Below are 19053 nucleotides of genomic sequence, written 5' to 3'. Positions count from 1 at the left end.
GGGAGAAGTGACCATGTTAACTGTCATTGCTGAAATTATTTGTCATTCAGAGCAAGATTTTACAACGGTTCTTGATTCATTCAACAACATCCGTGAGCAAGTATTACAAGAGCCCGGTTGCCATCTCTATGATGTGCATATCGACCATCCTGCTGTTGAGAGTCCATTACAAACCAAAGTACCGTTTTCAATCATGATGTATGAAAAATGGGAAAGCATGCAGCATTTAGAAACCCATATGCACAGTGTCAATATGCAGCAACATGCTCAAGCAACCGAAGGTGCAGTTGCTCATGTGCAAATTCGTATTTTAGAAGCGCAATAAGTGATGCATATGAGTTTGACAGCGCTTTTCTTTGCTCTGTTTATTTAAACTCCAGTAGCTCATTGAACTGAACCTGTTCGAGTTTCAATGCGTAGCGCTGTTTGAGTGTTGTCCATTGAACTTTGACAGGTTGTGTTGTTTCAGCAAACTCATTTTCACCTGTCGTATTTTTTACTTTACCTGTCATAAAGTTGATACTTCGCGCCGTGATGTCGCCTGATGCACGGTGGAAATCGTTGACATCATAACCAATCAGTTTAAATGTGCGGTCTTGGTATCGAAAGGTATACGTGTGATTGGTCACATACCACGAACCACAGCTTAACCAGTAGTGCAGATGAACCTTGAGCACACCTTTTTGAATGCTTAACGCTTCAGTCTCACCGAGTGGATCAGCGAGGCAAGGGGACTCTATGTCACCTTCTGTCGGCAAAGTAGTATTAGTCGCCGCAAGTTGATAACCATGTGTTTGCTTCAATAAAACCAAAAGCTTTCGTTCATTGATATTGAGGACATCACTCCCTAAGCGATCATTTTTAACGAAATGTTCAGGATTGGTGTCTTCAATAATCAGGGCAATATCCGCTTGACCATCTTGGTTTAAATCGCCTTGGACTTTTTCTAAAACCTTCCAGTTTGTTGCCACAAAAGATTGGTAGCTCGTTTTGAGAGTCGGTTTTGCCTCTGCTTTGGCCCAAGCATTGCTTGTGAGTGTTATGAAAAATAGGGTGTTGAGTATGAGTGTTGGTCTGATCCATTTTTGCATGGGCATCGTTTCCTCTCATTTTTATATGGTTATCGATGTTAATAAATAAAGATGGTTGAGTGTATCAAAGCGTGTGGCGAAATGTCCCTACAACCTAGGTCATCATAAAGTGTTGTCCTAGTGTTGAAATAAATAAAAAAGGACTCCGAAGAATCCTTTTTATCGCTTAAAACAGATTAAGAGATTATTTAAAGAAATAACCTGTTTCTGGTGAGCTTGCGTTGGCCATACGTTTGCGAGGCATACGGCCTGCGAGAAATGCTTCTCGACCCGCTTCAACTGCTTTTTTCATAGCAGAAGCCATTAAAATTGGCTGCTGAGCGGCAGCAATCGCGGTATTCATCAACACGCCATCACAGCCGAGTTCCATGGCAATGGCTGCATCGCTTGCCGTTCCCACACCAGCATCCACCAATACTGGCACTTTGGCATTTTCTTTAATAATAGAAATCGTGTGTGGATTCAAAATTCCTAGACCAGAACCAATCAAACTGCCTAAAGGCATGATGGCAACGCAGCCCATGCTTTCAAGTTCTTGCGCCACAATTGGGTCATCCGAGGTATAGACCATGATTTCAAAACCATCGTCAATCAAGGTACGTGCCGCTTTCAATGTTTCGGTAATGTTTGGATATAGCGTTTTTTCATCGCCCAATACTTCAAGCTTCACCAAGTTATGACCGTCTAATAATTCACGCGCCAACATACAGGTACGCACGGCACTATTGGCATCAAAGCAGCCTGCTGTATTCGGGAGAATGGTGTATTTTTCAGGTGGGACCACGGACAATAAGTTTGGTTGGCCGGGGTGTTGACCAATATTGACGCGACGAATCGCAACCGTCACGATTTCTGCGCCACTGGCTTGAATGGCCAAATCGGTTTCTTGCAGGTCTTTATATTTACCTGTGCCCACCAGTAGACGAGATTGAAATGATCTAGAACCAATGATGAGAGGGCTGTCTTGCATGTGAACTCCGTATTAACCGCCACCGACGGCATGAATAATTTCAATTCGATCCATTGCACAAATTGGAGTGTGTTCCAATTTACTTTTACTAATAATGTTTTCGTTTTGCTCAACAGCAAAACGTTTGCCTTCAAGTGCAAAGGTTTGCACCAGTTCAAGCAGGTTTTTACATTCGGTGTGCTGTAGTTCGCCGTTTAAATAAATTTGCATGGTGCTCATCTCTAGTTGTTTACTTGGCATATTTCATGGCATTCCATGCCAGAACCAACCAACCTGCAATCATCAATGCCCCACCAATCGGGGTAATCGCACCTAGGCCACGCGGTAAGCCCAATGCCATGACATAGAGGGAACCACAGAAAAAGAAGATGCCGACTTGAATCAGTAAAAAGCTGATTTTGATGGGAAGCTTGGGAAGGACTTTGGCCAAAATGCCGAGCGCCAATAAACCAAGCGCATGGTAAAAAAAGTAATCAGTTGCAGTTTGCCACCAAGCCAATTGGGCTTCAGTAGCACGTGCTTTGAGACCATGTGCGCCAAAGGCACCTAATATAACGGCAAACGCTAAATTCAGCGCTGAAATCGCAATCCACATATGCAATGCTTTACTTATATCACTGTGCGCAACAAAGTAGCATATTTTGAAGAAAGGTTAAAAGACAAAAAGCCTCATTTATTGGTAAAAAGAAAAGGGCATTTCGCCCTTTTCTGTATTGGTATCATCTTAGTTCGATGACATCGCCACTTTAATTTTTTCCATGGCATTTTTTTCAAGCTGACGAATACGTTCTGCGGAAACATTATATTCAGCAGCCAGTTCGTGCAGCGTCGATTTTTCATCATCTAACCAACGGCGCTGTAAAATATTACGCGAACGGTCATCAAGCTGTTCCATCGCATCATGCAGAGCATTGGTGCTTTGTTCTTCGTAATCTTCTTCTTCAGCCAAACGCGCTGGGTCGTAGCGGTTATCTTCAAGATAGAGGGCAGGTGCAACATGGGTTGAACCTTCATCGTCATCATCACCCTGAGCTTCAAATGCTGCATCATAAGCAGTTAAACGACCTTCCATTTCCAACACTTGTTCAGGTGTTACATTGAGGTCATTTGCAATCGATTGCGCTTCTTTTAGAGTGAGCTTTTTGGACGATTTTTTTAGACTACGTAAATTAAAGAACAGTTTACGTTGTGCTTTAGTTGTCGCAATTTTGACAATACGCCAGTTACGAATCACATATTCATGAATTTCTGCTTTAATCCAATGCACCGCAAAAGAGACCAAGCGTACGCCCATGTTTGGGTCGAAGCGTTTAACGGCTTTCATTAAGCCCAAGTTACCTTCTTGAATGAGGTCACCTTGAGGTAAGCCGTAGCCTGCATAACTGCGGGCAATATGAACCACAAAACGTAGATGCGACATGACTAGAAGTTTAGCGGCATCGAGGTCTTGGTCATAATAGTAGCGTTCAGCTAGCTCTTTTTCTTGTTCCGCTGTCAAAATCGGGATTTGGTTGACAGTACTAATATAAGCGCCCAAGTTTACACCTGGTGCCGATAATGACAGGGGCATCAATTGATTGCTGCTGTCACTCATGTGTTCTCCTTAGGGATTTCATTTTTACCCAACAATTGAATTTATCTTAATCCAATCTTCCACTGAATAATGGAAAATTGGGTATAGAAATGTAAACTTTTATGCAAATGTGAATAGACTTAGTGTAATTGAAAAGAATTAAGATTCAATGAAGTAGTGAAATTCATGTTCATTAATTTGTTTCAAAACACAAGTTAAATGATGGATTTCGCAATAACGCGTGATATCGATCTGACTGTGCGGATCAGACGATTTTAATAGAAAATGCTGCGCCGGACTCTTCTTAAGTGCGCGTTTAAGCAACAACAGAGGCATAGGACATGGTTGCCCCATTGCATCAATAATGTTGGTATTTTGTTCGATATCACTCATATAGCTTAGTAAGGCTTCACAACATTCAGGATGATAGAAATAGTAGCAAATTCAGTGCCAAAACCCAAATATTTCATGTGTTATAGGCCTATAGTCGCTATATCTAAAATTACAAATAACTAGTTAAAAAATATGCTGAATTAAAAAGACGATTAATCAAAAAAAGGGTATGAATTGTTTTTAACCCATGTTAAGCTCGTCGCGTACTGGGATTTAACACAACCATAAATTGTTTTAAATCCTATTTTACAAATGGATGTAACCGGGATTTTGTTAATAGTTATACAGAATGATTACAAGCTTAGAAATAATAAATATTTTTAAACCTTGTTTGGTCTGCTGTTTGCAACACCGGGTGGTCCTTCTTTTAGATACAATGAGGATTAACTTATGACAGCTCGTGAACAAGGCGTAGTTAAATGGTTCAACGACACTAAAGGCTTCGGCTTTATCCAACGCAATGGCGGCGACGATGTATTCGTTCACTTCCGTGCAATCCAAGGCGACGGCCACCGTTCACTACGTGACGGCCAACGCGTTGAATTCAGCGTTGTAAAAGGTCAAAAAGGCTTCCAAGCTGAAGAAGTACAACCTTTAGACTAATTGTCTGAACGTACTTTAAAACGCCCCAATGTAAATTGGGGCGTTTTTGTTTATACTACAGATCAATTTTCGTGATTTTTCGTCAGAGCGCACTTATATGTCATCAGGTTTTGAAACCTTAAATTTACATCCTCAACTTAAACGAGCTATTGATGCTTTAGGTTTTAAGGATATGACGCCTATTCAGCAAAAGGTTTTAAAATTCACTTTGGCGGGACACGATGCAATTGGTCGTGCGCAAACAGGGACTGGTAAAACAGCGGCATTTTTGGTGAGCGTGATTAACGACTTGCTGAATAACCCAATTCAAGAGCAGCGCTACCGTGGTGAACCTCGCGCCTTGATTTTAGCACCGACTCGAGAGCTTGCACTGCAAATCGAAAGCGATGCGAAAGAACTCACAAAATTCTCAGATTTACATGTCGTGACGCTTTTAGGCGGTGTTGACTTTGATAAACAAAAAGCACAACTCGATAAAAAACCTGTCGATATTATGGTGGCGACGCCAGGTCGTCTGATTGACTTTGTTGAGCAAAAAGAAGTTTGGCTCGACCAGATTGAATTTTTGGTGATTGATGAAGCCGATCGCTTATTAGATATGGGCTTTATTCCTTCAGTCAAACGTATTGTTCGTTTCTCACCGCGTAAGGAACAACGTCAGACTCTGATGTTCTCTGCAACGTTTAGTTACGATGTTTTAAACCTTGCACAACAATGGTTGTTTGAACCTGTAACTGTTGAAATTGAGCCAGAGAAGAAGACCAATGCAGATGTTGAACAACGGGTGTACATGGTCGCAAAGTCAGATAAATATAAATTGCTACAAGACATTCTGCGCGATGAGCCTATTGAAAAAGTGATGATTTTCGCAAATCGGCGCGATCAAGTGCGTAAACTCTATGACAACTTAAAGCGTGATGGCTATAAAGTGGTGATGTTGTCAGGTGAAATCGCACAAGACAAACGTTTGAAAATGCTAGATCAATTTAAAAATGGTCAACATAACATCATGATTGCAACTGATGTTGCAGGTCGTGGTATCCATGTGGATGGTGTATCGCATGTGGTGAATTTCACCTTACCTGAACAGTCGGATGACTACGTACACCGTATTGGTCGTACAGGCCGTGCAGGTACAAGTGGTGTGAGTATTAGTTTTTTATCTGAAGATGATGCGTTCTATCTACCCGAAATTGAAAAAGCCATTGGGCAAAAACTACCACTGACACGTTTAGAAGGTTATTGCTAATCGTTTGACGTGATTGGTGTAAAAAAAACCGCTCAGATAAGCGGTTTTTTTATGGCATCTTTATTTTGCTTTACACGAAAAAGTCAGGATTGTTTGATAGTCACTGTCTTGGTTAATGCCTGAGTTTGTGCCCGAAATAGAACCCAGTACAGATGCGGCTGCTTGGATCATTTTTCCAGTTTCGTCACTCACTACGCCTTTTAAAGCACCTTGATATTCGGTTTTTTCATCACTCACAATCGCTGTTGCTTTAGAGCTACAAGTTTTAGCTGCTGCTTCAATCGCGTTGTTTTTTGCAATCAATGCAGTTTTACCAATACCCGTAACTTCGTATTGATTGTCAGCTTTTTGGATCGCTAAAGAGTTGCTTGGTGTCGATGCGCAAGCGCTTAGAAGTAGTGTTAGTGCTGCTGCTCCAGCAATAGCGATATTCTTTTTCATTTCATACCCCAGTCATGTTTTATTAAATCATTGTTTATTGGAACATAGCTTGTCGGATGAATCATGTAAGAAATGTATGAAAAATGCAGTCTTATCGAACAGTTTGAAAAGTGCTCAAAATTTTAAAATTAGTTTTGCCGAAACTGGGTATTTCATACTGAAGCGCTAGAGCAAACTTTTCAGAGTGTGCTACTCTAAAACGTATTGTTTAATTTGAAAGATTAAGAGCCTAATGACGGAACTCGCGGTAGATATCGTTCACCAGAATATGCATCAACGTCAATCGATTGGCCATTTGGTCGAGCCTGCTCCCAATGCAGAACAATTAGAGCGGGCATTTCAAGCCGCATTGACTGCACCAGATCATCATCGTTTAAAGCCGACACGTTTTATCGTAATTGCTGAAGATCAACGTGAGGCATTTGGTGAGTTATTGTCACAGGCCTTGGCTGATTTGGGCGAAACGGAATCAGCGCAATTAGAGCGTGTTAAAAATCATCCTTTTCGTGCCCCATTACTGGTTTTGGCGCTGACTAAATTTCAATCGCATCCGAAAGTCCCTAATTTTGAGCAGACTTTAAGTAGTGGGGCTGCTATTCAGAATTTTATTTTGTCCTTACAAGCTCAAGGTTTTTCGAGTATGTGGCGTAGTGGGGCAGTGGTGGAATCGGTGCATTTCAAACAGGTTTTAGGCCTCAGCGCAGATGATTTGATCTCAGGTATTTTATATATTGGTACGGCAGTTAAAGCGATTCCGCCACGTGCCGAAATTCAAACCCAAGATTATGTAAGTTATTGGAATCAATAGTTCCATTTTAGGATATAAAAATAATGTCAGAGTTAAAGTTTTCAGATTTGGTTGAACCTGTAGCAGTAGATCAAAAAACGGCACTACGTATTACAGTTTTGGGTGGTGGTAGTTTTGGGACGGCCATGGCGAATACCGCGGTTCGTAATGGCTGCGATACCATGATTTGGATTCGTGATGAAACAGTTGCAGCTGATATCAATGTAACGCATATAAATAAACGCTATTTGCCCGATTTTAAACTTGAAGATGGTTTACGTGCAGTTTCAAATATAGAAGAGGCTGTTCGTGATCGCGACATTATTTTGGTGGCGATTCCGAGTCATTCTTTCCGTGATGTCCTTAAACAAATTAAACCGTTTATTACTTCGCAAGCAGTGGTGTCTTTGACCAAGGGTATTGAAGCGAATACTTTTAGTTTTATGAGTGATATTATTCGCTCAGAGTTACCAGAAGTGCCTTATGGCGTGTTATCTGGGCCAAACTTAGCCAAGGAAATTGTGGCAGGACAACCGGCTGGGACGGTCATTGCAAGCCAGTCTGACTTAGTGCGTTACGCTGTACAACAAGCTTTGCATAGTGCCTTGTTCCGTGTTTTCGCCAGTGATGATGTGCATGGTGTAGAACTCGGCGGTGCGCTTAAAAACATTTATGCGGTTGCGATGGGAATGGCTGCTGCATACAAAGTCGGTGAAAATACCAAGAGTATGATTTTGACTCGTGCTTTGGCGGAAATGAGTCGTTTTGCTGTGAAGTTAGGGGCAAATCCACTGACCTTCTTAGGTTTGTCTGGTGTGGGTGATTTATTTGCAACGTGTAGCAGCCCACTGAGTCGCAACTATCAAGTCGGTTTTGCACTGGGGCAAGGCAAGAGTTTGGAACAGGCGACCACTGAATTGGGACAAACAGCAGAAGGCATTAACACCATTGTACAAGTCAAAGCACGTTCTGAAGAGCTAGATGTGTATATGCCGATTACTAGCGCTTTATACAGTGTTATTTTTGAAAATGCACCACCAATGACAATTGCATTATCCTTAATGAAAAATGGGCACCGCAGTGATGTGGAGTTTGTTTTGCCGCATCATGAGGTTTAAAGTCACTTAAAAAACGAAATAAAATGAGCGTTTAAGTGGGTAGAATGACTGAATTGTCATAAAAATTAATTAAAATAATCAGGATTTGAATAAGGATTTTTTATGCAACTGACTTTGGTCCGTCATGGCGAAGCTGCACCACCGATCATGGGGAATGACACTAAACGCCCACTCACTGAACGTGGGCATGCACAGGCAGAGCAAACTGCTGACTTTTTAAAGTCACGGATTCAACCTGATGTCTTTGTGGTTAGCCCATTGCTGCGTGCGCAGGAAACATTGGCACACATCAAACAGCACTTTGCGGATGTGCCTGTCGTAATCTGTAATACCATTAAGCCCGATGATGATGCAAAAGCTGCTGTGGAATGGTTATCACATTTGCCGTATGAGTCTATTGTAGTGGTGTGCCATATGAATGTGGTGGCGCATATGGCCTCGATTTTGGTGACGGAATCTTTTAATCCTTATGCTTTGGCTGAAGCGCGGATTTATGAGCAAGCAGTTATCGCGGAAGGCTTGTCGACACAAACAAAAGCATTTATACCTAGCATATAAAAACCAATTAAAACGGCAGAATATAATACATGTTGCAAATTTGGATGCCCGAAGCCGATGGAACATGGCACTGGTCTATAGGGGAAAGATGGCAATCTGCTCATACACTTGAGCAATTGATCCAAGATATACAAGCGCATCATGGTGAGGAAGCAACTGTTTTCTTTCCAAGCCGTGATGTGCAAATTATTCAGCAAAATATGCCTAAGGCCCAATACAAGCAGTTGGGGGCCGAAGGTGTGAAGTATTTGCTGGAAGAATATATATTGAGTTTAATTGATCAGATGAAAGTATTACATCACTTTCAAGCGCCTGAGCAACTCACTGTTTTGGGTATCTCAAAGTATCGTTTAGAGACTTTGCAGCATGCCTTGAGTTTGATTCCTGTGAAGCTGGTCAGTCTATTGCCTGATTTTCTGATTTTGCCTGTGCCTGACGCAGAACAGGTAATCTTGGGTTGTATTGAAGAACGACTCCTGTTTCGCGCTAATACTTGGTTGGGCGGATCAATTGATGATCTTGCTGTATTTTTAGATTATCAAGCAGTCAACCAAAAATATAAAATTTGTAATTTTAGTGCTTCGCACATGCATAGCTTAAACGCCAGTGTGACGCAGGAGCAGCTTGAGTCTTTCCATTATGAGTGGATGGCATTGCCAAGAGCAAAACAACATCCATGGAATCTTTTGCCGAAGGTGAAAGAGCAACATGTTTCAACGGGCTATTGGAAAGCCTGTGCAGCGGTATTGGCTGCATTGATTGTGACGCAACTGACCTACGATGCGACCCGTTGGTATCAAAATAAAAAGCTTGCAGAGCAAGTGGCTGCTCAGGCGGTCGACCAATTTAAATATTGGTTTGGTGCGAATTATCCTGTGAGCGAGCAAACGCTGCGAAGCCAGTTTGAATATCAACTGAATATGAATAAACAAGCGGATGCGCAAGCTTTGTCTTTATTGAGTCGCGTTGGGCCTGTGCTCATGCAACAGCAAATTGTGGCTAATCAGGTGGTGTATGAAGCGAATAGCCTAAATATGCAACTTAAAGCCAACTCGGCAGAGGCTTTACAGACACTCACTCAGCAGCTTAATCAACAAGGTTTTCAGGTTGAATTAGGCAATATTCAGCCGACCACGGGTGGGGCAATTGGAATGGTGAAAATACAATAATGAAAGCCATGCAAAATTTACAAACTGTTTTGGATCAGCGTTTAGAGCTGATCAGTACTTATTTTGATCGTCTTACACCGCGCGACCGTGTATTAGCCATCTTCTTGCTCATTTTCGTATTGGTGAGCTCGATAGGGGCTGCACTTTGGTATACCTATGCTGCGGCAGAGAAACAGCAAAAACGCGTGAACCAGCTCAAAGAAACCATGACATGGATGCAGAGCAATGCAGTCACCATGAAATCGAGCTCAGATGGGCAACTGACTCCGATGGAGCAGATCCAACGTATTGCGCAGCAGCAAGGTTTGTCGGTTGCTTCGCAGCAGAATGCTGAACAAATTCAGTTGGTGGTAAGCCACGCAAACTATGTGGTGTTGGCCAACTTTTTGACCCAACTGACGCAAAATGGTTTGAGTATTGAAAAAATGGAGTTGGTCTCAGATGCAGGGCAGATTAAATTATCGGCGAGCGTGAAATAATCGCTAAAAATAAAGCCAGACGAAGCATGGTGTTTTAGCGAGGCTATGCCTATAATATGGCGACTTAAAAAGCAGTAGACTTTTACAGATATGTTGTATTCTCTTGCCCGCCCTTTGTTGTTTACTTTAGCACCAGAGCGTGCACATGAGCTAACACTATCGCTATTGAAATCAACGCATAAGCTAGGCTTAATGCGTCAAAATATAGCGGCTAAACCGGTGACATGTATGGGCATCGAGTTCCCCAATCCTGTAGGTTTGGCTGCTGGTCTAGATAAAAATGGTGCTTATATTGACGCACTGGCAGGTCTAGGGTTTGGTTTTATTGAAATTGGAACCATTACTCCGCGTCCACAGCAGGGCAATCCTCTACCGCGTTTATTCCGTATCCCACAAGCTAAAGCCATTATTAACCGTATGGGTTTTAACAACGCTGGTGTGGATCAACTGATTGAAAATGTCAAAGCGGCAAAGTTCAAAGGTGTTTTAGGGATTAATATCGGCAAAAATGCGGATACCCCAGTCGAAAATGCAGTAGATGACTATCTCATTTGTTTAGAAAAAGTCTATAACTATGCGTCTTATATTACTGTTAACATTTCTTCTCCAAATACTAAAAACCTGCGTAGTTTGCAAAGTGGTGATGCTTTAACCGAGCTGCTAGAGACGCTGAAAAAACGTCAGTTAGAGTTGGCTGAAGAGCAGCAGCACTATGTACCCTTGGTGCTGAAAGTTGCGCCGGATTTGGAAGCGGAAGATATTCAATTTATTGCGAAACAACTGCTTCAGTTTAAAATTGATGGGTTGATTGTGACCAATACGACTTTGTCTCGTGAAGGGGTGGAAAACTTACCTTTTGGTGATGAAGCGGGTGGTTTATCTGGTGCGCCTGTGTTTGAGAAAAGTACAGCGTGTTTAAAAACCTTTGCTGAGGTTTTAAAAGGTCAGATTCCTTTGATTGGTGTGGGTGGGATTTTGTCGGGTGAGCAGGCGCTTGCAAAACAAAATGCAGGGGCAAACCTTGTACAAGTTTATAGTGGCCTCATCTATACAGGATCAACCTTAATTCAAGACTGCGTCTCTGCAATGAAAACAACATGAATGCCATTGATATCTTCATATTGATTGTATTGCTCATTGGAGGGCTCAACGGTTTGCGTCAAGGATTTGTTAAAGCCTTTGCGAACTTGATAGGATGGATTTTAGCGCTGATTGTTGGTGCTAAATTTGCAAGCGTTCTAGCACCTTCGATGGTCTCACTCAGTGAAGATCCAGTGGTTCAAAAAATTGCAGCTTTTGCATTTATTGTATTGGTTATTGTGGTTTTGACGTGGATAGTCACGGCATTACTGAATAACATATTGAAGAGTTTAAAACTCGGGCCTTTGAATCGATTAGCCGGCGGTGCTTTTGGTTCATTAAAAGGGTTGTTAATTGTTCTGCTTACGATGCAAGGTGTCGGGTCTTGGGTTGAAAGCTCTCCATATTGGAGACAATCCAAATTTGTCCAAACACTTTTGCCTTACGCGCCTTGGGCGATGGAGCTTTCTAAAGAGGCTGCAAGCGAGGCGATGTCACATATCAAGTCTAAAGATACACATGTATCTTCAGATTCTTCACCGAAAATTTCCTCGAAAAATGCTGAGGGACAGGGTGAGTCAACAAATAATCCTTTTTATTAATCCTAGCTTGTCTGCGAGGTTGCTATGTGTGGAGTAGTTGGTATAGCTGGTAAATCAGCTGTTAACCAAATGTTGTTTGATGCATTAACGATGTTACAACATCGTGGGCAAGATGCAGCTGGGATAGTAACCTGCCACGAAGGTCGTTTATTTTTACGTAAAGACAATGGTATGGTTCGTGATGTGTTCCACACTCGCCATATGCGTGCATTACAAGGTAATTACGGTATTGGTCATGTGCGTTATCCTACAGCGGGTTCATCGAGCAGTGCTGAAGCGCAGCCCTTCTATGTGAACTCACCTTATGGGATCACGTTAGCGCATAATGGTAACTTAACCAATGCTGAAGAAATTCATGACGATCTGTTCAAAACAGACTTACGTCATATGAATACGGATTCAGACTCTGAAGTACTGTTAAACGTGTTCGCGCATGAGTTGCAAAAACGCGGCAAATTGATGCCTACAGCAGACGACATTTTTCATGTGGTTAGTAAAGTACATGAGCGCTGTAAAGGTGGTTATGCTGTAGTTGCAATGCTTACTGGGCATGGCTTAGTGGGTTTCCGTGATCCAAATGGTATTCGTCCACTGATTTACGGTTCGCGTGAAACTGATGCTGGTATGGAATATATCATTGCATCTGAGTCTGTCGCTATTACGGCACTCGGCTTTAAAGTTGAGCGTGATATTGCGCCGGGTGAAGCGATTTTTATCGACTCACAAGGGCAGATGTTTACCAAGCAGTGTGCTGAAGCGCCTGAATACCGCCCATGTATTTTTGAATATGTTTACTTTGCGCGTCCAGATGCGATTATTGATGGCATTTCAGTCTACAAAGCACGTTTAAAAATGGGCGAAAAGCTTGCTCAAAAAATCTTGACGGAGTGGAGTGAAGAGCACGATATCGATGTTGTGATCCCAATTCCAGATACCTCGCGTACCTCTGCACTTGAACTTGCAAATATGCTGGGTGTGAAGTTCCGTGAAGGCTTTATGAAGAACCGCTACATCGGCCGTACCTTCATTATGCCAGGTCAGCAATTACGTAAAAAATCAGTACGTCAAAAGTTGAACCCTGTTGAACTCGAGTTCCAAGGTAAAAATGTACTTTTGGTGGATGACTCGATTGTGCGTGGTACTACGTGTAATGAAATTATCCAGATGGCACGTGATGCGGGTGCGAAAAAAGTCTTCTTTGCTTCTGCTGCGCCGATGGTGAAATATCCAAACGTGTATGGCATTGATATGCCAGCAAAAGAAGAGTTGATTGCATCTGAGCGTACCGTTGAAGAAATTCGTGAAATTATTGGTGCAGATCGTCTAATTTTCCAAGATTTGGAAGACTTAAAAGCAGCTGTGCGCACTAGCAAAGTACCAGATTTACAAGAGTTTGATTGCTCGGTATTTGATGGTAAATATGTTGCTGGTGGTATCGATGAAGCTTATTTAGATGAATTACAGGCGAAACGCCGTGAAACATCGAAAAAGAAAGACAGCTATATTGATGTCAATATTGATGCAGCTTCCGTTGATTTGACGGGCGTGAAAGAAGTCTAATTGATTTAGATTTGAGAAAAGCGGGAGTTTCCCGCTTTTTTCATTTATGATGGATTGATTCAAACAATGTAAGAAAAGGGATTTACATTGAAGGGTGTAAGCTATTCAATCATAAAGAATAAAAACATGTTGTGGTCTGCCAGTATCTGTTTGCTTGCGGTACTTTTGTCGCTATTTATTTTAAATACTGTGGCTGGACTGCTGGTTTTTTATTTTGATTCGAGTCAAAGCATTTTTTGGCATAGTTTGAGTATTTATATCATTGGTTTATTGTTCTTGGTGATGAGTTATTCCGTGGTATATGAGCTGTATGTGTTCCGTTCAGGCGGACACAGTCTGGCCAAGCAACTGCGTGCACGACGTTTAAGTTTGATTGAAAGTACACCAGAAGAAAGTATTGCACTGAAAATTACAGAAAAACTAGCTGATACTTTTTTAATTGAAACGCCTGCAGTCTATGTTTTGCCCGATGAAGTGGGGGTAAATGCCTTAACTGCTGGTTTTTATCCCAAAGATATTGCGATTATTTTAACGTGGGGCGCCCTGCAAAACCTCGATGAACTTGAGCTGACGGGGTTATTAAATCATGAGTTTAATCAAATTTTATCTGGTGAGACCGCTGAAAATACACGGCTAAAAATTTTATATAGTGCCCTCACCACCTTTAGTCAGTGGGGCAGTAAAATTGCTAAATTGGGATTTTCAACTCATCATAAAAAGTCGCAAAGTTTTGAAACTACTTTTGTCGCAACAGGTGGTGTGATCTGGTTGATTGGTAGTTTGGGGGTGCTGGTTACCCGCTGTATTAAGTTTCTGACGTTGGGGGGGCGTACTTTAAAAAATGATATGAAAACACGTCGTCTGATGCAAAATGATGCCAATATTCAAACCTTGATGCGTATCTATGTGCATCACGCAGGTTCGCAAATTCACAGTGAATATTCTGAGTCGATTGCACACATGTGTTTTGCCAACTCATTAAGTGCACAAAGTTGGATGAATATTCATCCAAGTATTGAAGAACGTATTTATGAAATGAATCCGAATTTGGTTCAAGACATACAGTTAGAAAACCTAGAAAAACTGCGCAACCGTCCGCTATTTGGCTTGTTTCGTTCCTTAGAAGAGCAGTACGCGGATTTTCAAGCCCCTTGGACTTCACCGCAGCCTTTGCCCTTATTAAGACTGTCTCCGATTAGTTTTGCCATTAAAGATGCGATTAAACCGCTTAACCCTGAAGTACGTGTACATATTGAACGTCCAGAGCTCATTCAACGTGCTTTACAGACCGCAACAGGTTCGCGCGAGCTGATGGTCGCGATTCTCATGATTCGCCAATTCCGTGAGTTTATTCCTGCTGAGGCTGAAGTGAGTCGTGCCATTGTTGATTCATTGTTAAACCTAGATGGTCGTGTACATATTTCAATTTTCCATGAGGCATGCCGAAATATTGGTGGCATGCCAGCGACAATTGCACGTCAGTTTCTATTAAAGTTGGCGAGGATTATTCAGGAAGATGGAGAAATTGGACTGTTGGATGCGCTGTTACTCGAAAGAGTTAAGTTTGAGCTGAATTTGTTGCCTGTGCATACACCTGCGGCCCTAGATGAAGTTAAACCGCAGATTGTGCGTTTAATTGATGCTTTGTTACATGTGCAACAAATCAATAGTGAAACACAGTTGGAAGTACGAGAGAAAATTTTACGTCGAGTTTTAACTGTGCAAGAGTTGGAGCAGTATGCAGAAATTTCAGATGAACCGATTGATTTGGCCGAAATTTTAAACGATATGGCAGGGCTGTTACTTCGGGATCGTTTGAGTATTTTGGGGGTGGCTGAAATTTGTTTATGGAATGACCGCATTATTACTCAAGATGAGCAGGATGTTTTGGAGTTGCTTTATTGGCGTCTCGGTTTTGACAGTGAAGAGATCGTTGAGCAAATGCAAAAGAAGAATCGCTTGATGATTGTTTAATTGAATGGTGAATTTTGCGTTGAGCATGTTCTTGATATTTGCCTAGTGTCTATGCGAATAAAATGTGAAAAGAACAGCATCTCTAGGCATTTCCCGATAGAATATGCACTGAATTAAGTGTGAAGGTAAAAGATGATCGGGCATCAGCGTGAGGTTTTGGCGAGTTTAGGAATTGATTTGTGGGTTCCTGATTTTTTGCCGTCTCAACAAAATGTAGCCACATCGATCTGGCGAGATCAAAGCGCGACTGAGATTATTTCTGAAATTGTGCGACCTCAATCTCAGCCCGAAGCCAAAAGCATTCCTGAACATCCACTTGTACAGAATAAGCTTCCACATCCAGCGCCTCCTGCTGAAATTGCAACGCAGCCGATTGAACAAGAAGTTGTTACAGCATTAAAAGAAGAAATTGTCCGAGAGGCCATCCATGTTGAGGCTTTTCAGTTGCAAGCTATTGCCTTGGAGCACTGTGCCTTGGTCATTGAAGCGACACAATTGAGCTTGGAGCAGCAACAGCTGTGGCAAAATATTGTGCAAGCCTTACCTGCGCAAAAGTATGCGCTGAATTGGCCTTTTCCTTTGTTGAATTTCCAAGATGGGCGCGGTGTTCAGAGTTATATTCAAGGTTTCATTGATGGTTTAAGTCAGGGTAAAACTGTTATTACATTGGGCTCTATACCAAATGCTAATGGTGTAAAAGTCACACAAGCAGCAAGCTTACAAGAAATGCTTGATCAGCCATTACTTAAAAAAGCCCTGTGGCACATGATGCGAGCAAAACAACAAAATATGGAATAGGTATGAAGCAGAAAGTCGTTGTTTTTAGTCAAATAGATGCAGAAGTATTACAGCGCCTAGAGCACCGTTATCACGTGGTGGTCATCAACCCGAAAGCAGGTGATGTAAATACGCAAATCCGTGAGCAAGTTGCGGATGCGGATGCCATGATTGGTGCAGGGCGTTTACTGAATCAAAACAACCTAGAAACGGCGAAACAGCTCAAAATTATATCTAGTGTTAGTGTTGGCTATGACAACTATGATCTGAACTACTTAAACCAAGCAAAAATTTGGCTCAGCCACACCCCTCATGTGCTAACTGAAACGACTGCCGATTTGGCCTTTACGTTGTTGATGAGTGCGGCGCGTCAAGTGCCTTATTTGGATCAATGGACCAAAACAGGTCAGTGGTCGCGTACTGTCGGGCAGGCACAATTTGGTCAGGAAATTTTTGGTCAAACATTGGGTATTATTGGCTTAGGAAATATTGGTGCGGCAATTGCGCGACGTGGTTTTCATGGTTTTAATATGAATATTTTGTATCACGGGCGCCGAGAAAAATTAGAATTGGCTCAGCCATTAAATGCACGTTTTTGCGAATTAGATGAGCTGTTGGAGCAATCGGACTTCATTGTTGTGGCGGTTGATCTAAACGCGAATACGCAGCATTTGATTGATGCAGAAGCATTTAAGAAAATGCAATCTCATGCCGTCTTTGTAAATATTTCGCGTGGTGCCGTAGTAGATGAGCAGGCACTCATTCAGGCCTTGGAGCAAAAGCAAATTTTTGCAGCTGGGTTGGATGTTTATGAAAAAGAACCCTTGCAAGATTCAGCACTGTTCCAGCTGCATAATGTGGTAACGCTGCCGCATATTGGTTCTGCAACGTCTGTAACACGTAAAAAAATGTCAGAGTTGGCTTACCAAAACTTGGTGAAAGCATTGGAAGGTGGTCAACCTCAATATGTGGTGAATCCTGAATTTAGATAAAGAATTGATAACACTTCATTGCATTTTCATTCAATTATCAATGTTATAGTCATTCGATTCCTTTAAATAAAGTCGGGGTGAGGGTTGAAGCGTTTTCTGTGTGCGTGCAGTTTAAGTCTTATTTCGACTGTTGGTTTTGCAGAAGGTCAATTTCTTACGAATGCCCCACAGTTTAATGTGCCTGAGATTGGTTCGGGTATAGGTTTTATTGATCAATATAACGAGCGCTATATTGGTGAAAAAGTTTATCGTGAAGTACAGCGTCAGCTACCTGTTACGCAAAATCCGTGGCTAGAAGATCAACTGATGAATGCTTTTTCAAGCATTTTGAGTCAAACCCAGCTTGGTCAACCCATAGGTCTGGTGGTCATTAATGACCCGCAAATTAATGCCTTTGCAGTTCCGGGCGGATTGTTTGCATTAAACGCTGGTTTGATTACCAATGCCAATAATATGGATGAAGTTGCCGGCGTAATGGCGCACGAAATTGCGCACGTCACACAGCGCCACTACAGTCGTTCGCAAGAGGCGTTTAAGGGGCAGGGATTACTCGCGCTGGCAGGGATTTTGGTTGGTGCTTTGGTTGCATCTCAAGCAGATGGTGATGTCGGTTCTGCGGTCATGGTGGGTACGCAAGCCGCACTCATGGACAAGCAGCTGTCTTATAGTCGTAACCAAGAGCGTGAAGCTGACCGTATAGGGATGCAGTATATGTATAGCGCTGGTTATAACCCGCAAAGTATGGCTGATTTTTTTGAAGTGATGCACCGTGCAACCAGTCGAGTGAGTTTTTTACCCGACTTTTGGTTCACACACCCACTCACGACTGAGCGAATGAGTGAGGCGAGACTGAGAGCGAATCAGTTGCCTAAAGTGAAATCTACTTGGCGTGATGAAGACTTTGAAATCTTGAAGCTGTATACCATGGTGATCTCGAATCAGGCGACAGAACAGCAACTACAGACGTTGGTGAGTCGTAACAGTTATGCAGCACAACTGGCTTTGGCTAGTTTTTACCTCAAACAAGGTGACTATAAACTTGCTCAACAAGTGTTAGATCAGGCCAAGGCACATCAGAAATTACATAACCTGCAAACCTTGATTCAAACTGATATTTTGCTTGGACAAAATCGGGTGAATGAAGCTCTTGCTGTGATTCAATCACCTACGAGCATCATGCCTGAAAATCGGGCTTTAAATTATAAATTGGCTGAAGTTTACATTCGTCAGAATCGACCTGAGCTTGCGCAGCCTGTACTCAATCGGTTTTTGAAAAATAATCCGCGTGATGTGAATGCGTGGAGACTGATGCAACAAGCCGCAAGTTTAGATAAAAAGTCGCCAATGCATACCATTAATGTTTTGCGCTATCGGGCTGAAGTGCAGTTTTGGTCGGGCTTTGAAGAAGAGGCGATTAAATCTTTGTTGCATGCTCAGCGTTTAGCGAAAGATAATGAATCAATGTCAGCGACCATTAAAACGCGTTTAACCCAAATGCAAAAGGATCGACAATTTAGAGCTTAGAAAAGTGGTATTACAAATAGAGGGATAAAACAGAGATGAGTCAGGAGTTGTTTTTAAAGCTAAGAATGAATAGATAAAATAAAAAGAAGAATAATAATTTTTATATAAAGTAG

22 protein-coding genes are annotated in these 19053 nt (G+C 42.1%); 15 read left to right on the top strand and 7 right to left on the bottom strand.

Annotated elements, in window-relative coordinates:
• The first annotated feature begins 13 nt into the window (after positions 1 to 13).
• Positions 14 to 325, top strand: coding sequence for a putative quinol monooxygenase (locus AC4CVD_RS10995; RefSeq protein WP_078426211.1), 312 nt, complete (start codon positions 14 to 16; stop codon positions 323 to 325).
• Positions 326 to 365: 40 nt separating this feature from the next.
• Here AC4CVD_RS10995 and AC4CVD_RS10990 read toward each other — a convergent pair whose 3' ends face one another.
• From AC4CVD_RS10990 to AC4CVD_RS10965, 6 genes are all read right to left on the bottom strand, one after another.
• Positions 366 to 1091 (bottom strand): hypothetical protein, encoded by a 726-nt coding sequence (locus tag AC4CVD_RS10990; protein ID WP_078426240.1) that lies wholly within the window; start codon positions 1089 to 1091, stop codon positions 366 to 368.
• A gap of 184 nt (positions 1092 to 1275) precedes the next feature.
• Complete coding sequence (locus AC4CVD_RS10985; RefSeq protein WP_078426210.1) at positions 1276 to 2061, bottom strand: thiazole synthase; 786 nt, start codon at positions 2059 to 2061, stop codon at positions 1276 to 1278.
• A 12-nt stretch (positions 2062 to 2073) separates the two neighbouring features.
• Positions 2074 to 2271 carry a sulfur carrier protein ThiS gene (thiS, locus tag AC4CVD_RS10980; protein WP_004696245.1) on the bottom strand — a complete coding sequence of 66 codons (198 nt, stop codon included), beginning with the start codon at positions 2269 to 2271 and terminating at the stop codon, positions 2074 to 2076.
• 19 nt (positions 2272 to 2290) lie between these two features.
• Entirely contained in the window at positions 2291 to 2656 is a 366-nt protein-coding gene (locus tag AC4CVD_RS10975) for a DUF423 domain-containing protein (RefSeq protein ID WP_004696247.1), read from the bottom strand.
• Between the two features lie 129 nt (positions 2657 to 2785).
• Positions 2786 to 3655 carry an RNA polymerase sigma factor RpoH gene (rpoH, locus tag AC4CVD_RS10970; protein WP_004982243.1) on the bottom strand — a complete coding sequence of 290 codons (870 nt, stop codon included), beginning with the start codon at positions 3653 to 3655 and terminating at the stop codon, positions 2786 to 2788.
• A 138-nt stretch (positions 3656 to 3793) separates the two neighbouring features.
• The gene (locus tag AC4CVD_RS10965) at positions 3794 to 4027 is read right to left on the bottom strand and encodes a sulfurtransferase TusA family protein (RefSeq protein ID WP_004696251.1); all 234 of its coding nucleotides are present in this window, start codon (positions 4025 to 4027) and stop codon (positions 3794 to 3796) included.
• Positions 4028 to 4417: 390 nt separating this feature from the next.
• Between AC4CVD_RS10965 and AC4CVD_RS10960 the strand changes: the two genes are divergently transcribed.
• Both AC4CVD_RS10960 and rhlB read left to right on the top strand, forming a co-directional pair.
• Positions 4418 to 4630 carry a cold-shock protein gene (locus AC4CVD_RS10960; RefSeq protein WP_004648643.1) on the top strand — a complete coding sequence of 71 codons (213 nt, stop codon included), beginning with the start codon at positions 4418 to 4420 and terminating at the stop codon, positions 4628 to 4630.
• Positions 4631 to 4727: 97 nt separating this feature from the next.
• A complete protein-coding gene (rhlB, locus tag AC4CVD_RS10955; RefSeq protein ID WP_004982241.1) occupies positions 4728 to 5879 on the top strand; it encodes an ATP-dependent RNA helicase RhlB in 1152 nt (383 codons plus the stop codon).
• A 60-nt stretch (positions 5880 to 5939) separates the two neighbouring features.
• On the opposite strand, the gene AC4CVD_RS10950 is transcribed toward rhlB, so the two are convergent.
• A complete protein-coding gene (locus AC4CVD_RS10950; RefSeq protein ID WP_333653026.1) occupies positions 5940 to 6320 on the bottom strand; it encodes a hypothetical protein in 381 nt (126 codons plus the stop codon).
• Between the two features lie 232 nt (positions 6321 to 6552).
• Between AC4CVD_RS10950 and AC4CVD_RS10945 the strand changes: the two genes are divergently transcribed.
• From AC4CVD_RS10945 to AC4CVD_RS10890, 12 genes are all read left to right on the top strand, one after another.
• A complete protein-coding gene (locus tag AC4CVD_RS10945; protein WP_005400613.1) occupies positions 6553 to 7128 on the top strand; it encodes a nitroreductase family protein in 576 nt (191 codons plus the stop codon).
• A gap of 23 nt (positions 7129 to 7151) precedes the next feature.
• The gene (locus AC4CVD_RS10940) at positions 7152 to 8225 is read left to right on the top strand and encodes an NAD(P)H-dependent glycerol-3-phosphate dehydrogenase (RefSeq protein WP_114837502.1); all 1074 of its coding nucleotides are present in this window, start codon (positions 7152 to 7154) and stop codon (positions 8223 to 8225) included.
• Between the two features lie 102 nt (positions 8226 to 8327).
• Complete coding sequence (locus tag AC4CVD_RS10935) at positions 8328 to 8783, top strand: phosphoglycerate mutase family protein (protein WP_005400615.1); 456 nt, start codon at positions 8328 to 8330, stop codon at positions 8781 to 8783.
• 29 nt (positions 8784 to 8812) lie between these two features.
• Positions 8813 to 9952, top strand: coding sequence for a type II secretion system protein GspL (gene gspL / locus AC4CVD_RS10930; RefSeq protein ID WP_348927982.1), 1140 nt, complete (start codon positions 8813 to 8815; stop codon positions 9950 to 9952).
• Entirely contained in the window at positions 9952 to 10431 is a 480-nt protein-coding gene (locus tag AC4CVD_RS10925; RefSeq protein WP_490753096.1) for a type II secretion system protein M, read from the top strand. Before gspL ends, AC4CVD_RS10925 begins: the two co-directional genes overlap by 1 nt.
• Before the next feature lie 90 nt (positions 10432 to 10521).
• Entirely contained in the window at positions 10522 to 11532 is a 1011-nt protein-coding gene (locus AC4CVD_RS10920; RefSeq protein WP_490747553.1) for a quinone-dependent dihydroorotate dehydrogenase, read from the top strand.
• Positions 11529 to 12113, top strand: coding sequence for a CvpA family protein (locus AC4CVD_RS10915; RefSeq protein ID WP_490753095.1), 585 nt, complete (start codon positions 11529 to 11531; stop codon positions 12111 to 12113). The genes AC4CVD_RS10920 and AC4CVD_RS10915 overlap by 4 nt, the downstream gene beginning before the upstream one ends.
• A gap of 24 nt (positions 12114 to 12137) precedes the next feature.
• On the top strand, positions 12138 to 13673 hold the full coding sequence (gene purF / locus AC4CVD_RS10910; RefSeq protein ID WP_004696272.1) for an amidophosphoribosyltransferase: 1536 nt from the start codon (positions 12138 to 12140) through the stop codon (positions 13671 to 13673).
• 87 nt (positions 13674 to 13760) lie between these two features.
• Positions 13761 to 15647, top strand: a complete 1887-nt coding sequence (locus AC4CVD_RS10905) for a M48 family metalloprotease (RefSeq protein WP_490753094.1) — start codon at positions 13761 to 13763, stop codon at positions 15645 to 15647.
• A 132-nt stretch (positions 15648 to 15779) separates the two neighbouring features.
• Positions 15780 to 16445, top strand: coding sequence for a hypothetical protein (locus AC4CVD_RS10900; protein WP_178927657.1), 666 nt, complete (start codon positions 15780 to 15782; stop codon positions 16443 to 16445).
• Between the two features lie 2 nt (positions 16446 to 16447).
• The gene (locus AC4CVD_RS10895) at positions 16448 to 17416 is read left to right on the top strand and encodes a 2-hydroxyacid dehydrogenase (protein WP_490753093.1); all 969 of its coding nucleotides are present in this window, start codon (positions 16448 to 16450) and stop codon (positions 17414 to 17416) included.
• Positions 17417 to 17500: 84 nt separating this feature from the next.
• Positions 17501 to 18940 (top strand): M48 family metalloprotease, encoded by a 1440-nt coding sequence (locus AC4CVD_RS10890; protein WP_374758865.1) that lies wholly within the window; start codon positions 17501 to 17503, stop codon positions 18938 to 18940.
• The last annotated feature ends 113 nt before the right edge of the window (positions 18941 to 19053 follow it).

The organism is Acinetobacter sp. LipI_23 (assembly GCF_058243045.1).
The sequence above is the reverse complement of the archived record's forward strand: the minus strand, read 5'-3'. Positions and strand labels throughout refer to the sequence as shown.